Annotated in this window: 11 protein-coding genes; 3 read left to right on the top strand and 8 right to left on the bottom strand. The window is 58.6% G+C overall.

Going from position 1 to position 15,434, the window contains the following annotated elements; genetic code table 11:
- Both M504_RS04225 and M504_RS04220 read right to left on the bottom strand, forming a co-directional pair.
- Positions 1–2,334 (bottom strand): arylsulfatase, encoded by a 2,334-nt coding sequence (locus M504_RS04225; protein WP_052200368.1) that lies wholly within the window; start codon positions 2,332–2,334, stop codon positions 1–3.
- Positions 2,335–2,454: 120 nt separating this feature from the next.
- Positions 2,455–3,123, bottom strand: coding sequence for an RNA polymerase sigma factor (locus tag M504_RS04220; protein ID WP_047488351.1), 669 nt, complete (start codon positions 3,121–3,123; stop codon positions 2,455–2,457).
- A 153-nt stretch (positions 3,124–3,276) separates the two neighbouring features.
- Here M504_RS04220 and M504_RS04215 point away from each other — a divergent pair, with 153 nt between their 5' ends.
- Both M504_RS04215 and M504_RS04210 read left to right on the top strand, forming a co-directional pair.
- The gene (locus M504_RS04215; protein WP_052200365.1) at positions 3,277–3,801 is read left to right on the top strand and encodes a DUF4142 domain-containing protein; all 525 of its coding nucleotides are present in this window, start codon (positions 3,277–3,279) and stop codon (positions 3,799–3,801) included.
- A 10-nt stretch (positions 3,802–3,811) separates the two neighbouring features.
- Positions 3,812–4,183, top strand: a complete 372-nt coding sequence (locus tag M504_RS04210) for a plastocyanin/azurin family copper-binding protein (RefSeq protein WP_052200362.1) — start codon at positions 3,812–3,814, stop codon at positions 4,181–4,183.
- Between the two features lie 25 nt (positions 4,184–4,208).
- Here M504_RS04210 and M504_RS04205 read toward each other — a convergent pair whose 3' ends face one another.
- The 6 genes from M504_RS04205 to M504_RS04180 form a co-directional block, all read right to left on the bottom strand.
- Positions 4,209–4,991 (bottom strand): ZIP family metal transporter, encoded by a 783-nt coding sequence (locus tag M504_RS04205; RefSeq protein WP_047488341.1) that lies wholly within the window; start codon positions 4,989–4,991, stop codon positions 4,209–4,211.
- Between the two features lie 108 nt (positions 4,992–5,099).
- On the bottom strand, positions 5,100–6,977 hold the full coding sequence (gene pabB, locus M504_RS04200) for an aminodeoxychorismate synthase component I (RefSeq protein WP_052200360.1): 1,878 nt from the start codon (positions 6,975–6,977) through the stop codon (positions 5,100–5,102).
- A gap of 24 nt (positions 6,978–7,001) precedes the next feature.
- Positions 7,002–7,637 carry an XRE family transcriptional regulator gene (locus M504_RS04195; RefSeq protein ID WP_084214377.1) on the bottom strand — a complete coding sequence of 212 codons (636 nt, stop codon included), beginning with the start codon at positions 7,635–7,637 and terminating at the stop codon, positions 7,002–7,004.
- An 83-nt stretch (positions 7,638–7,720) separates the two neighbouring features.
- A complete protein-coding gene (locus M504_RS04190) occupies positions 7,721–8,767 on the bottom strand; it encodes a ribonucleotide-diphosphate reductase subunit beta (protein ID WP_052200357.1) in 1,047 nt (348 codons plus the stop codon).
- A gap of 194 nt (positions 8,768–8,961) precedes the next feature.
- Positions 8,962–11,427 carry a ribonucleoside-diphosphate reductase subunit alpha gene (locus tag M504_RS04185; RefSeq protein ID WP_047488335.1) on the bottom strand — a complete coding sequence of 822 codons (2,466 nt, stop codon included), beginning with the start codon at positions 11,425–11,427 and terminating at the stop codon, positions 8,962–8,964.
- 438 nt (positions 11,428–11,865) lie between these two features.
- Positions 11,866–12,711 carry a hypothetical protein gene (locus M504_RS04180; RefSeq protein WP_047488332.1) on the bottom strand — a complete coding sequence of 282 codons (846 nt, stop codon included), beginning with the start codon at positions 12,709–12,711 and terminating at the stop codon, positions 11,866–11,868.
- A 273-nt stretch (positions 12,712–12,984) separates the two neighbouring features.
- Between M504_RS04180 and M504_RS04175 the strand changes: the two genes are divergently transcribed.
- Positions 12,985–15,345 (top strand): transglycosylase SLT domain-containing protein, encoded by a 2,361-nt coding sequence (locus M504_RS04175; RefSeq protein WP_047488329.1) that lies wholly within the window; start codon positions 12,985–12,987, stop codon positions 15,343–15,345.
- Positions 15,346–15,434: the final 89 nt, after the last annotated feature.

The raw sequence follows: 15,434 nt of genomic DNA, 5'->3' as shown, positions 1-15,434 counted from the left end.
CTAAACGGTTGCCTTGGGTTTGAGTTCGATGGTGACCTTGTCGATCTTGCCGGTGAAGACGAATGGCAACTCGTAGGTGAAGTCGACCGGCGAGCCGATGTCGCAGCCGACGTCGAGACCTTCTCCAAGCGAGAACTGCATGGGGACGGTCTTTTCAAGACGGCCTTCGGCGATCTTCTTGCCGTTGGCTGACATGGTGATCTTGCCTCCCTTGCCGATGCCGCCGCCGTCGTATGCGAAGTCAACGACCAACTTTGTTTTGCCTTTTGGCAATGGGGCCTTCGCGGTGAAGGTTGGGCGATCGAGAGAGAGGAAGTTGTAGACAAAGGTGGGGACATTGTCGCGAAGGTAGAGGCCGTAGCCGCCTTCGAGTCCTCCGTGGGTAACAACCATGCCGTTCGTCTTGTCGCCGGTGAGTTCCACGTCGGCAGTGATCGTCCAGGATTTGTTGAGCATGGGTGGCGATGCCGCGTCGGGCAGACCGATGGTGCCGGGGTAGTAGGTCATGGTGGTGCGTCCGGCGATCAGGCTGGGTCTACCCATCGCTTCGGAGTTGAACCGCTCTGTGGCTCGCCAATCCAGCGGAAGGACGCTGTATTTGGCAGCTTCTACCCACCACAGATCCTGTAGTTGGCGCAGCTTTTCAGGGTATTTCTTGGCGAGATCGTTTGCCTGGGAGAAGTCCTCATCGAGCTTATAGAGCTCCCATGGAGCTGTATCAGGATCCCAGTTAGGACGATTCGATTCCCAGGGAACGAATGAAGGTGATGATGCGATCCAACCATCGTGATAGAGACCACGATTGCAGCCGATTTCAAAGTATTGCGTTTTATGGTGGCTTGGAGCCTTTGCATCTTCAAATGTGAAGGCGAAGCTGACACCTTCGATTGGTTTTTGCGCAACGCCATTCAGCTCGCGTGGTGCGGTGATTCCGCAGACCTCATAGAGCGTTGGCACGATGTCGATCACGTGTGTGAATTGCGAGCGCACACCGCCTTTATCCTTGATGCGGTCGGGCCAGGAGATGATCATGGGATTGCGCGTGCCCCCAAAGTGGCTGGCCACCTGCTTGGTCCATTGGAACGGCGCGTTCATGGCGTGCGCCCATGCTGCCGGGAAGTGGTTGAAGTGCTTGGGGCCACCGAGCTCGTCAATGACCTTGATGTTGTCCTGCCATTTTTCTGAGAAGCCATTGAAGAACAGGTTCTCGCAGAGTGAGCCATCGAGGCCGCCTTCGGCGCTGGCTCCGTTATCGCCTGCGATGTAAATGATGATGGTGTTGTCGCTGCCGGGCAGTGCTTTTACGGCGTCAACGATGCGGCCTAGTTCGTAGTCGCACTGAGCGCCGTAACCAGCGAAGACCTCCATCATGCGTGCGTAGAGGCGTTTCTGATCGGCATTGAGAGAGCTCCATGCGGGAAGGCCTTTGGAGCGTTCGGTGAGTTTGGTGTCCTTGGGGACGACACCGAGTTTCTTCTGGCGTTCGAGTGTTTGTTCGCGGTACTTATCCCATCCTTCATCGAACTTGCCTTTGAATTTATCGATCCACTCTTTGGGTGCGTGATGCGGAGCGTGAGTGGCGCCGGGTGCGACGTAGAGGAAGAAGGGGCGGCTTGGCGCAATGCTTGTGGCCTGTCGAACCCAAGCGATGGACTTATCTGCGATGTCTACGGTGAGGTGGTAGTCGGGATCGGTGGAGCGAGGGACGAGATTGCGATTCTCGTACAGGATGGGGTCCCAGTGATTCATGTCTCCGGCGTTGAAGCCGTAGAAGTAATCGAAGCCGTGCCCGTTGGCCCAGCGATCAAATGGCCCGGCGGCGCTGGTGTCCCATGGCGGCGTGTTGTGATTCTTGCCGATCCATGCGGTCATATAGCCGTTCTGGCGCAGGACTTCACCGATGGTGCCGCAAGACTTTGGCAGGATGCAGGTGTAGCCGTCGTAGCCGGTGGCGATCTCAGTGATGCCCGCGAAAGCTGCGTCGTGATGATTGCGGCCCGTGATGATGGAGGCGCGCGTGGGACTGCAGAGAGCCGTGGTGTGGAAGCAGTTGTAGCGCAGTCCTTCACCGGCGAGGCGATCCATGGTGGGCGAGGGGATGCCGCCGCCGAAGGTACTGAATTCACCGAAGCCGCAATCGTCAATGAGGATGAGAAGGATGTTTGGAGCGCCTTCCGGAGCTTGTACAGGCTTGGGGAATTTGGCCGGATCGGAGTCGAGATAGGTGCGGCCAATCTCGCCGGGGAAATGAAAGTCAGGTCGTGGAAGGATGTTGGGGGTGCCTACAGCAGCCGGTTCAGGAGTTGCGCTCGCTTGCGTCTTCGATTTCGCCATGGGTTTCCGTCGTCCCTTCACGGAAACGCTAGTGCGCGCTGTTTCAACCAACAACTGATGGTTTTTACAGGTGGCGGCTCAAAGCGCGATAGTTGTTCTGAGAGGCTTGAAGTAGAAGTTTTAGTTCGCCAATCGTTCGAAAACGCCATGAACAACGCGGTCGCAACGCGTGGCGTGGAACTGGAATGCGCTGCGGACACGATTGTCTGCAAGGTCAGACAGTCCCTGACGCAGAGCCGCACGAGCACGATGCAAGCGGACTTTGACGTTGTCTTCTGTGATGGACAGTGCGTGGGCAGTTTCGGTCGTATCCATGCCTTCGACTTCTCTCATCATGAAGACGACGCGATTTCCGTCGGGCAACGCGTCGACAAGGGTTTCCAGCAAGCGAAGCATTTCCGCGTGGATCGCCGCCTGCTCTGGCGTGGGCTGGGAGGCAGGAAATCGATCCATGCTGTCGTCTCCTTCGTTGAGTTCCTCGAATCGAGTTACGCCTCTGAGTCGTCCGAGTGCTTCGTTCACAGCAATGCGCGTTAACCATGCACCAAAGGCAGCTTGCCCACGGTACTGGGAGAGGTGCTCGTAGGCCCGGACGTAGGCATCCTGCATGATGTCTTCTGACTGCGTGTCATTGCGCACGATACCGCGCACGATGCGATAGACCCTTTGATTGTGGCGGCGCATCAGGATCTCAAAGAGCGCGGTTTCACCCGCCAGCACGCGAGTTACAACCTCTTCGTCGCTGATGGAAATGTTTGCGAGCAATGAAACGGGTGTTGCCGGCGTCATTCGAACATGCTCCCTATCCCTAACGATGGACGAGGTGAGGAAAGGTTACATCCAGAGAGGAAGAAATAAATTCTTTCGATAATGCGTAACCGATGCGCTCTTCGCGACTCATCAGGACAGCGGCAAGAATTTATTTTGCCGGGGAGAGTGGTTATGACAGTACGTATCGTTCTAGCAGGCGTGCTTGCGGGAGTTACGGCAACACTGGGAGCATCGGCGCGTGCGCAGGCTCCTACCGATCCACAGATTGTTGGCATTGTTCTGGCGGCCAACCAGATTGACATTGATGCCGGGAATGCTGCGCTGGCGAAGGCTCATAGCCCTGAGGTGAAGGCGTTCGCACAACAGATGGTGACGGATCATTCTGCTTTGCAGAAGTCAGTCAAAGAATTAGGCGCGAAGCTGCATGTTGTACCGGCACCCAGCCCAACCGCAGCTTCGCTGAAGAGCCAGGCCGCGACTACGGCTGCACGTTTGAAAACGCTTCATGGTGATGCGTACGACAAGGCCTATATCGACAACGAAGTGGCGTATCACCAGGCGGTGATTGATGCCGTCAGCAACGTGCTGATTCCGAATGCGCAGAATGCAGAACTAAAGAATGCGCTTGTGGGCGCAGCGCCCGCTTTTCAAGGACATCTGAAGCACGCGCAGATGATCCAGACCTCGCTGCACTAAGGCAATTCTTATGCGACAGCATGTTTCTCTGCTTGCTTCACTCCTGCTTTGTCTGCGAGCTGGTTCCATGGCGGCGGAGCTTCGCGCTCAGCCCGCTGCTGTGGAACCGCACGCGACGCATCGAGTGGAAATCAATCGCTTCGCGTTCCAGGCGCTTTCCACCTCAGTTGACGTGGACGACACGGTCGTTTGGGTGAATAGCGACATTGTTCCGCATACTGTGACCGACCAGGGTGGCGCTTTTGACTCTGGCACGCTTGCCCCTGGCGCTTCATGGAAGCTGGTGGCGAAAACACCCGGCACTTTTCACTACCTGTGTACGCTTCATCCCAACATGGCTGGGACTTTGATTGTTCGTCCGAAGAAGCCGACAGATAAGTGAAGCAGATTCTGCGAGTGGCTATGGATCAGGCGCCGGGGAGGCGGATGATGAGGGCCACGAGAGTGGCTCCGCCGAGCATGCTGAGGAGTTGCAGGAGGACGCCGCTGAGGGTGGCTTCGCTGGCGAGTTCCGGCATGAGGTTGACCATGGCGATGTAGACGAAGCTGGCGGCGCTGATGGGGAGTAGCCAGTCTGTTGCGGAGACTGCTCCGCCCAGCTGCAGATGGCCTGCCGCGAGGACGAGCGCTACGCCGAGCAGGGCTGCGATGCCAACGATGGTGATGAGGCGGATGGCGCGGCCTCGGCCTACCTTGAGGTGCGTGAGCAAGGCGTAGTCGCCCATGCGATGCGGGACTTCATGCAAGGTGATGGCGACGGCGGTGAGCCAGCCGATGCGTCGGCCGGTGTGGAAGGCAGCGGCGACGGCTACGCCATCGACGAAGCTGTGGAGTGTGCCGCCGAAGATGAGTGAGAGCGGGCGCGAGCCGTGGTGATGGTGCGGGCCGCAATCGGATTCGCCTGCGGCGGGTGTTTCTACCGGGTGGCCTGTGAGCGTGGCGAAGATGCGCTCGAAGCAGAACATGGCGAAGAGCGTTCCTGCGAAGACGAGCCAGAGCGCGGGCGTGTTCCCGAGCGTCGCAATGGAGTCCGGAAGGATGTGTAGCAATGCTGTCGCAAGAAGAACGCCGACCGCTAGCGAGACGAGGTAAGGCAGGCCGCGATCGAGCAGTCGATGGCGCGCGCTGAGCCACAGGGCCGCGGCGATGGCGATGGCCTGAATGGCGGCGACTGCGATTGCTGCTTCCAAAAAACTTTCCTTTCGTACTTGCGTCTGAGTTTCTGTTGTTCAGGCTGATGGCGCGGATCTTCGTTCTGCTTAAGCGTTGTGCTTAAGAATGTTGCCCTTTCGGTTCTATCACGCAGGGAGGGATGGGAGGTCCGAGGGGGACTTCCAATGGATGATTTCGCCGTCAGGAAGTTGCAGGGAAGTGACGGGGGCGGTGCCTCGCAGGGCGTTGCAGAGTGCGATGGATGTGGCGTTGCGCAGGTCGTTGAGGGTGAGTGTGCGTTCAGCGATCTGGCCGGTGGCGATGAGTTGTTCGCGATAGACGCCGGGGAGTACGCCGCTGCGGAGCGGTGGTGTGAACCAGCGGTCGTCAATCTTTGCGAGCAACGTCGCGATGCAGGTTTCTGTGACTTCGCCTGCGGTGTTGAGGAAGAGTGTGTCGTGGAAGCCGTTGGTGAGCGCGGCTTCGAGCTCCGGCTGGTACTCGGGGCGGAAGTTGGTCTTGTGGCGCAGGTGTGGGCTGTCTGCGCGTGTTTGTTGGTGGCTTAGGCGAAGGCGCAGTTCCTGCGGCCATGATGGTGCTTCGGCGATGGTGATTTCTGCTTCGCCGTTGCGGTGCAGTAGGAGACGCACGCGTTGCGGTGTTGCTTTATTGATTGCTGCGTGGATGGAGGCTTCGATTTGCTTTGTGTCGCATGTGAAGCCGAGCGCTTCTGCTGAGGATTGCAGGCGTTGCAGATGATGTTGCAACAGCGGGACGCTTCCGTTCTCTGCGCGCATGGTTTCGATGAGTTGGATGGGCTGCGAGGCGCGTTGCACGAAGGAGGCCTTGAGCAGCATCTCGCGGTACTCGGAGGTGGCTGTGGAGTCAGCGACGATGCCTCCGCCTGCGCCGAGTGTGAGTGTGTTGTCTTCGAGAACGGCGGTGCGGATGGCGATGTTGAAGCAGGCGCTGCGGTCGGGCGCGAAATAGCCGATGGCTCCGGTGTAGACGCCGCGTGGGTATGCTTCGAGTTGTTGAATGAGCTCGACGGTGTGGCGCTTGGGGGCGCCGGTGATGGAGCCTCCGGGGAAGAGTGCGCGGAAGACTTCGTACCACGGTGTGTCTGCGGATAACTGGCCGCGGATGGTGGAGGTCATCTGATGGACCGTGGAGAGGCTTTCGACGTCGAAGAGACTGGCTGCGTGGACGCTGCCGATGCGACAGATGCGGTTCATGTCGTTGCGCAGGAGGTCGACGATCATGACGTGTTCTGCGCGGTTCTTTTCGTCGTGTTGCAGGGCTTCTGCGAGGGCGTGATCTTCTGCTGGATTCGCGCTGCGCGGTGATGTGCCCTTCATGGGGCGGGTGGCGATGTTGCCTGCGGCGTCGACGTTGAAGAAGAGTTCGGGTGAGAAGGAGAGGATGGTGCTGTTGGGGCGCAGGTTGAGGATGGCGCCGAAGCTGCATGGCTGCTGCGCGTGCAGGGCGTCGTACACCTGCTGCGGTGTGTGGGGGCAGGGCGTGGTGAGCGGCGTGGTGAAGTTGACCTGGTAGGTGTCGCCGGCGGCGATCCATTGCTGGATGCGGTCGATGGCGGGAGTGTATTGCGCTGGCGTGATGGTGGGCATCAGCGCGAGTTGTAGCGGCTGTGTTTGTGGTGTTGTTTCAGGTTCGTGGTGTGCGGTGTGATCGAAGGTTTGCGGCTGGCGATAGATGCCGAAGATGGCCACGGGGCCTGATGTTGCGCGCGCGGGGAGTTGGAGGAAGTGTGCGCCTGCTTCGTAGGCCATCCATCCGGCTACCCAGTAGCCGTTTTGCGATGCGTCTTCGATGGCTGCGAAGAGTGCGGGGAGATCATTTGGCGCGTTGGCCGTGAGGATCTCGAAGGGGTCTTCAAAGAGCAGGGATGTGTGCTCAGTTGCGGAGGGCAACGAGGATTCGAGCAGGATGCTTCCGGGATTTGCGAACGCACGGGTGCGCCACGCAGAGGGAAGTGGCGACCACGGATTTGAAGATGCGGACACCTCTTCAGTGTCTCGCAGATGCGGCTAGTTGCGGCGGTGGCGGGTGATGAACATGGCGCGCGCGGTGTGGCCTGCTTCGCAGGTGTAACGACGGCGGCGGACGCCGTCGAGCCATGCGACATCGCCGGATTCGAGTGTGCGCGTTTCGTTTTCTGATACGAGCGTGAGGCGGCCTTCCATGACGAGTGTGAACTCGATGCCTTCGAAGAGGCGCGGCTGGAATGACACTTCCTCTTCCAGTGCGCGGAAATCGGCGATGCAGGGGCTCATGCTGGAGTCGGAGATGAGGGCGGAAAGGCTGTCCGTGACGAAGTTTGCGGTGGCGTTGGCGTTGCGCTGCAGACGCACACGTTCCTGTCGGCGAAGGATGCGGAAGGTGATGGGGGCATCGTCATGGAAGAAGTAGGAGAGGTCCTTCTGGAATGCCATAGCGATGCGGGCGAGGTTGCGTACGGTGGGAACCACGCGGCCGGTTTCAAGCTGAGAGAGGAAGGATGCAGAGAGGTCTGTCTTTTTTCCGAGTTCCACCAGGCCCATGGAGCGTTTCATGCGCAGACGCCGGATGCGCTCGCCCAGGGATTTCTGCTCAATGACTGCTTCTGCCTGTTCGGGCTCCACTACGTCGAATTCAGCGGATTGTTTATCCTCATCGACATTCATAAAGTGTTCGATGGCGTGCAAACGACAGAAGCTGCCTGAAAATGGCAGCTTCTGTCGTTTGCATTGAGAAAGAGGATGAAAATTTAGAAATCGTCTTCGAAGGCAACCTCGCCGCCGACTGCGGTCTGGTATGCGGAGACGCGGCGCTCGAAGAAGTTGGTGAGCTCCTGCACGTCCTGCAGTTCCATGAATGAGAACGGATTCTTCGTTTTGAAGTGCGGCTCGATGCCGAGGCGAACGAGGCGGGAGTCAGCCACGTAGCCGAGGTAGGCACGCATGTCACGCACGGAGAGACCGGCGACGCCACCCGAGAGCAGGTCTTCGGCAAACTGCGCTTCGGCGTCGATGGCTTCGGCCATCATCTCGCGGATCTGGTCTTCCAGCTGGGCATCCCAGAGATCGGGTTCCTGTTCGCGGACGACGCGGACGACTTCGAAGGCGAATTCGATGTGGCAGCTTTCGTCGCGGAAGACCCAGTTGGTGCCCGATGCGAGGCCGTGGAGCAAGCCCTTCGAGCGGAAGAAGTAGACGTATGCGAACGCTGCGAAGAAGAACAGGCCCTCGATGCAGGCAGCGAAGCAGATGAGGTTCAGCAGAAAGTTGCGGCGGTCGGCCTTGGTTTCCAGATGATCCAACTGCTGGATGCTGTCCATCCACTTCATGCAGAAGTCGGCTTTTTTGTTGATGGACGGGATGTTTTCAACGGCGGCGAAGGCTTCGGCGCGCTCGTTGGGGTCGGGAACGTAGTTGTCGAGCAGCGTGAGGTAGAACTGCACGTGCACGGCCTCTTCGTAGAGCTGGCGCGAGAGATACAGGCGCGCTTCCGGCGAGTTGATGTGCTTGTAGAGGTTGAGCACAAGGTTGTTCGACACGATGGAGTCGCCGGTGGCGAAGAAAGCGACGAGACGCTTGATCGTGTGGATTTCCGCAGGCGTGATCTTGGCGCGCAGATCGACCAGGTCGGTGGAGAAGTCCACTTCTTCTACGGTCCACGTGTTCTTGATGCCATCGCGGAACATGTCGTAGAACTGCGGGTACTTCATGGGGCGAAGCGTGAGGCATAGGCCCGGATCGAGGATGGTGTCGGGAACGGCAACGGATGATCCGTGCGTGAGGGTTTCGGTGGACATCGGTGGTTCTCCTAGTACTTCGTACTGTTCTCGACATTGCTTCGCAATGTGTCGTCGGCTGAGTGTGTCTCGTGGCCGATGGAAGTTTTCGGGCTGAGTTGAAGGAATGCAGGTCCTTCGACTTCACTGCGCTCCGCTTAAGATGGCGAACTAAAGAGGAGGCGCTCCGGTCGAAAGAACGGAGCGCCTTCGGATTACTGGCAGGCTTCGCAGCTCTCAGGGTTTTCGAGAGAGCAGGCGATGGCAGCGGAGGCGTCCAGCGGCTGCTGTTCCGGTGTGGGCACCGGGACGTTCTGCAACTGCTGCGACGGCGTGGCTGCGACCATGGAGCCCTTCTGCACGGTGGCCTTGGCAATCTTCGTTGCCGGGCGCGAGCGCAGGTAGTAGGTGGTCTTGAGGCCCTTCTTCCAGGCGTGCATGTACATGGAGGAGAGGCGGCCGATGTTGGGCGACTCGCTGAAAAGGTTCAGCGACTGCGCCTGATCGATGTAGGCGTTGCGGGCTGCGGCCATATCAATGAGCGAACGCATGGGGACTTCCCAGACGGTGCGGTAGATGGCCTTGAGCTCGTCGGTGAGTTCTTCGATGTTCTGGACGGAACCCTCGCTCATCTTGAGCTTCATGCGCATCTCTTCATTCCACATGCCAAGTGCTTTGAGCTCGTTGATGAGATAGCGGTTCACCTGCAGGAACTCGCCTGAGAGGGTTTCGCGCTTGAAGAGGTTGCTGATCTGCGGCTCGATGCACTCGTAGCAGCCGACGATGGAAGCGATGGTGGCGGTGGGGGCAATCGCGATGACCAGCGAGTTGCGCACACCTGCTTTCAGGATGCGCTCACGGAGCGCGTCCCAACGTGCCGGTTCAGAGGGCGTGACCTTCCAGAGATCAAACTGGAACTGGCCGTGGGCGAGACGGGTTTCGTCGAAGCTGGCGTGCGCGCCGTTCTTTTCAGCAAGCTCCGTGGTGGCCAGCATGGCGTAGTAGTAGATCTCTTCCTGAATCTTCGTGGACAGCGCCTGTGCTTCGGGCGAGTCGAAGGGAAGACGCATCTGGAAGAAGACGTCCTGCAGACCCATGACACCGAGACCCACAGGGCGCCAACGGCTGTTTGCCTTGGCGGCCTGCTGCACAGGGTAGAAGTTGATGTCGATGACGCGGTCCAGCATGGGCACGGCAATGCGTACGGTGTTGGCCAGCTTTTCGAAGTCGAAGACGACGTTGTTGTTTTCGTCGAGCTTGACGTGGCGGCCCAGGTTGACGGAACCCAGGTTGCAGACCGCGGTTTCGTCCTTGCTGGTGACTTCCGTGATCTCTGTGCAGAGGTTCGACAGATGGATCACGTTGCCGGGTGCGCCGGTCTGGTTGTTCTTGACGTTGCAGGCGTCCTTGAAGGTCATCCAGCCGTTGCCGGTTTCCGCGAGCGAACGCATCATGCGGGCGTAAAGGTCGCGTGCCTTCACCTGGCGGTGGTAGATCTTGCCTTCTTCTGCCTGCAGGTAAGCCTGCTCAAACTCTTCGCCGTAGAGATCGGGGAAGTTGGGAACGAGCTTGGGGTCGAAGAGCGACCACATGCCATCCTCGTCCACGCGCTTCATGAAGAGGTCGGGGATCCAGTTGGCGGTATTCAGGTTGTAGGTGCGGCGGGAAAGATCGCCGGTGTTTTCGCGGAGTTCGAGGAAGCTCTCAATGTCAGCGTGCCACGGCTCCAGGTAGACGCAGCATGCGCCCTTGCGCTTGCCGCCCTGGTTAACGGCAGCGACGGACGAGTCCAGCGTGCGCAGCCATGGGATGATGCCGTTGCTGAGGCCGTTGGTAGCGCGGATAAGCGAACCTTCGCTGCGGACGCGGTGGAAGGCGAGGCCGATGCCGCCGGAGAACTTGGACAACAGAGCGACGTCCTTATAGGAGTCGTAGATGGATTCCAGCGAGTCCTGCGGGGAATCGTGCAGGTAGCAGCTGGACATCTGCGGATGCTTGGTGCCGCTGTTGAACAGCGTGGGCGACGACGGCATGTAGTCATGCGCGGCGATGAGCTGATAGAACTCGATGGCTTCGTGCGGCGTTCCGGCCAGACCACAGGCTACGCGCAGGAAGAAGTGCTGCGGCGTTTCAATGACCTTGCGCGAGAGGGGATCGCGGAGCAGGTAGCGGTCATATACGGTGCGCAGGCCGAAGTATTCGAAACGGTCCGAGAAGTTCTCATCGATGGCGTGGTTCAGCTTGCGAGCGTGGACGGAGACGAACTCTGCCACGGCCGGGCCAACGACGCCCTGCTGGAAACCGTACTCGATGGACTGCGAGAAGGAGTGCAGGTTCTGCCCGGCGACTTCCTTCAGGATGGTGGCCAGGAGCAGGCGCGCGGCCAGCTTGGAGTACTGCGGCTCTTCCGCGATGAGCGATGCCGCGGTGTCAATGGAGATGGCGTCCAGCTCGCGCGTGGTGGCGCCGTCGTACAGGCCGCCGATGGTCTTGGAGGCGATGCGCATGGCATCGACGTGCGGCAGGCTCTGCGACGAACGCTGCACAGCACGGACGATCTTGTTTACGTCGACGGCTTCAAGCGAGCCGTTGCGCTTCTTCACGTGCATGACAGGGGTTTCGTCACGGACGGGGAATCCGGGAGTGATGTCAGAGAGGCTTGTTTGTGCCGTTGTCGCCAATGGGGGCTCCTTGCTTTTGCGCCCGCAGGGGCGCCGTTCTGGGTCGCGTTTTTGGGGGCTCGCGACTCCTGTATTTCGTGGGCGAAAGAGGCTTCCGCCGCCTCTTCCATTTTACGCTTTCTTTTCGCCAGGCGCGCAGCTCATTGGGCATACGAGGGTGACGTCACATCTGAAGTAGGAACACTGTAGCTTGCCCAGAGGGTGTGCGCAAGCACAAGATGTAGGGCAGAGGTGCAGGTCGTCGGCGGGCTCTTGTGGTTCTGGAAAGGTTGCCCAAACAGCCACCGAAATTTCACTTTACGCCTGTGCGAGGTGGAAATGGTGGTGGGAAATTAGGCTTGATTTTTTTAGCGATTGGGGTGTGGATTTCTGCAGAAAGTATTCAGGGCACTCTCTTGCGAAAGTGCCCTGAATGCCGCTGGTGATTGAGCCGGAGCGCTACTGAACGTCGCTGACTTTACCGCCGGTGAAGATGATCTTCATGTCGGGATACTTGTAAATCTTCTTTGCGCCAAGGTCGATGATCTGGCTGGGCGCACCCAGGATTGCAGTGACTTGATCGGGCGTCTGTCCGAGTCCAATGGTCGGAGCGGCGGCGGCAGGAGCGGCAGCTGGCGCAACCACTGCATTGCCAACGACTGTGCCTGTGGTTGTGGAAACAGCACAATGCGGTTCGCACGAGCGGGCCACCGTGCCGGAATCGCGTGCGCGGACCTGATCGGCTTGATTCACGGACAGAACGGCTTCAATCAGTTTGGAGGCATCGTCCGGAGACATGTGAGCAATGGTTCCGGAGGGGAGCTTGAACGCCAACGTGGTGGAGTAGCGCTTGGAAGTGCGGTATTGACCGTATCCGCTGCCAAATGTGGCCAGAACAGCGTCGGTCGTCAAAATCGTGACCTTCAGCGAATCCTCTTTGGAGTCCGCGCTGTCATTGATTTTGGTGATGTACACCTTCTGGCCCGGCTGCAGAATCTGCAGGTTCGAGCTCTTGAGAAAGCCGAGGCCCTTGGACCGCTGCTTCACCTGTCCATCGACGACCGGATTCTCAAACGTGATCATTGTGGGGTAGGGCTCGGCATTGATGCCGTCGGCCTCAATCGTCAATACAGTTCCAGGATTTGCGACGACTCCCTGGGAGTTGATTTCGGAGAGGCGGTACTTCTGCTTCAGCGCTGAGACAAGTGTGTCTTGTGCGAAGGAAGCAGGTGCCAGGCTTAATGCGAGTGCCAGGACTGAGAGAGCTTTTCCATAAGTGACTTTATTGGCGTACGACTGGGACATGGGGGACTTTTAACTCCTGCCAGATTTTTTTTGATCTTGTCGAAGGGGCAAAACTCCCCCAATGTATCAAAGGCGCTCCTTGCGGATGGTGTTCCTTAAAGGCATGACGTGAAATGGCGACTCGCGATGCGTAATCGAAAACGCGATTGGTGCGGAAGAGATGCCTTCTTTTTGGGACCACAAGAATGAGGAATGCGGATCGTTACCTTGCTTGGTTCGTCCAAATTGCATAGGTACAGGCGCGAAGGGGCCTCTGCATCCTAGATTGGTAACGTGAGGGTTTTCTTCCGATCCGGTTCTGCTCTGGCCGCTGTTGCGGTTTTGTCTTTGCCTTTGGTGTTTGCTGACGCGGTGCACGCCGCGGCGCAGAAGAAAAAGGCAACGCATTCGACTGCCTCGTCGACGCACAGCACTGCGAAAAGCAGTGCCACTGCCAAGAGCAAGTCCACAACGAGTCATGCGAAGAGCAGCAAGGCCTCGAGTAGCCATGCGTTGAAGAGCGGAACGCATGCGAAGACGACCCGTGTGGTTTCGGAACCGACGGTCCAGTCGAAGTCATTGCATACGGCATTTGTTGAGAGTTCGACGTTGCGGCCGATGGCGCAACAACTTGCGGCGGGACGTTCGACAGCGGCGTTTGCAGGTGTGCAGAACTATGCGGCTGCGCATCCGGGCGAGGGTGCTGCTGCGGCTTACCTGGCGATGGGGCATGCGTATGCCGCGGATCGTCACTATGGCGATTCGGTGACCGCGTACAAGCAGGCAGCGGCGCAGGGAAGTGCGCTGCGTGATTACGCTGACTACCTGGCGGCGCAGGCGGCATTGAACAATCGTGATGCTTCTACAGCCATTACTCTGCTGACCAACTTTGCGCAGAAGTATCCGGCGAGCATTTTTGTGGCGAGTGCGCCGGTGGCGCTGGCGAATGCCTACCTCTTAAATAACGATGCGAATAACGCGTTGCGGTCGTTGGCGATCCTGATGGGACAGCCGAAGGCGCAGAGTGCCGACTACTTGATTACCGAGGCGAAGGCGCACCAGATGGCAGGCGATACGGCTGCTGCGGTGTCGATCTATCGGCAGATTTTTGTTCGTTTGCCGTTTTCGCCTGAGGCGCAGCAGTCGCGCGTGGCGTTGCAGCAGCTGAATGCTGGACCGACCGCGGGCGAGCGCAAGCTGCATGCGGATGCGCTGTTCAATGCAAAGCGCTATGGCGAGGCTGGCGCGGAGTATGACGCGATCAAGAATGATCCATCGCTGTCGCAGGCGGATCGTGATGCGCTGGATATCTACGGTGCGATTTGCGATTTGAAGTTGAAGCATCTGTCGCGACGTGAGGCGGAGAAGCTGCCGGACACGGGCGATGATAGTGCGGCGTTGAAGCTGTATATCCTGGCGGAGATTTCGCGTAACGAAGGCGATACCGCGGGACACGCGTCGATTCTGCAGCAGATGGAACAGCGGTTTCCGAAGAGCCGCTGGCTGGAAGAGGCGCTGTATTCCGGCGGCAATATGTATCTGATCAAACGCGACTCGACGCAAGCGATTGCGCATTACGGGAAGCTGTTTGAGATGTTCCCGAACAGCACGTATGCGCCGAGTGCGCACTGGCGTTCGGCGTGGTTGAACTATCGCCAACGGAATTACTCCGAAGCGGCGCGGTTGATGGATGAGCAGATCATGCGCTTCCCGCTGGGGCAGGAGGTGCCGACCGCGCTGTATTGGCGCGGCCGTTTGCTCCGCGATGTGGAGAAGAATCCGGCACAGGCTGCGAACTACTTCACTGTGCTCTCGAACACGTATCGCAACTACTATTACGCGAACCTGGCGCGGCAGCAGTTGCAGCAGATGGGAGCGCAGACACAGACGGCTCCTGCGGATGCGCTGGGTTATGTGAAGACACCACCTGCGCCAACGCTGGTGGATGCGCTGCCGGAGAATGATCCGCATCTGATCAAGGCTCGGCTGCTGGCGAATGCGGCGTTGAACGAATACATCGGGCCTGAGATTCAGGCGAGCGGCACGGCGTCGCAATGGGGCGCACTGGCAGAGGCGGAGATCTACTCCAGCTACGGCGAGAATGTGCGTGCGTTGCAGGCGGTGAAGCGTAGTGGTTCTGGTCTGTATACGTTGCCAGTAAGCGAAGTACCGAATGCGTATTGGACGTTGCTGTTCCCGCGTCCTTACTGGAGTGACCTGACGGCGAATGCTGAGGCGCAGGGGCTTGATCCTTATCTGGTGGCTTCGCTGATCCGGCAGGAGAGCGAGTTTAACCCCGGTGCGATTTCGCGTGCGAATGCGATGGGGTTGATGCAGTTGCTGCCGGGCGTTGGCAAGCAGGAGGCGAAGCGTGCGGGAATTAAGAAGTTCACCGCGCCGATGCTGCTGAATCCGTCGACCAATCTGAAGCTGGGCACGATGAATTTGCGCGAAGTACTGGGTCGCTGGAACAACACGCCGGAGTATGCGCTGGCTGCATATAACGCTGGCGATGTGCCTGTGCGGAACTGGGTGGGTGAAGGGAATTACAAGGACCTGCCGGAGTTTGTGGAGTCGATTCCGTATACAGAAACGCGTGAGTATGTGCAGAGTATCCTGCGCAACCGCGAGTTGTATCGGCAGCTTTATCGGTAGCGTTTCCGAAAGGTGTAGGACAGGTCTTAAGGTTCCTGAAACGTTTCAGGAACCTTTTTTGCCACAAATGGCGAAAAACTGACAGATTT

Origin of the sequence: Terriglobus sp. TAA 43, assembly GCF_000800015.1 — a bacterium.
Taxonomy (GTDB): Bacteria; Acidobacteriota; Terriglobia; order Terriglobales; family Acidobacteriaceae; genus Terriglobus.
This window is presented reverse-complemented; position numbering and strand designations above follow the sequence as displayed.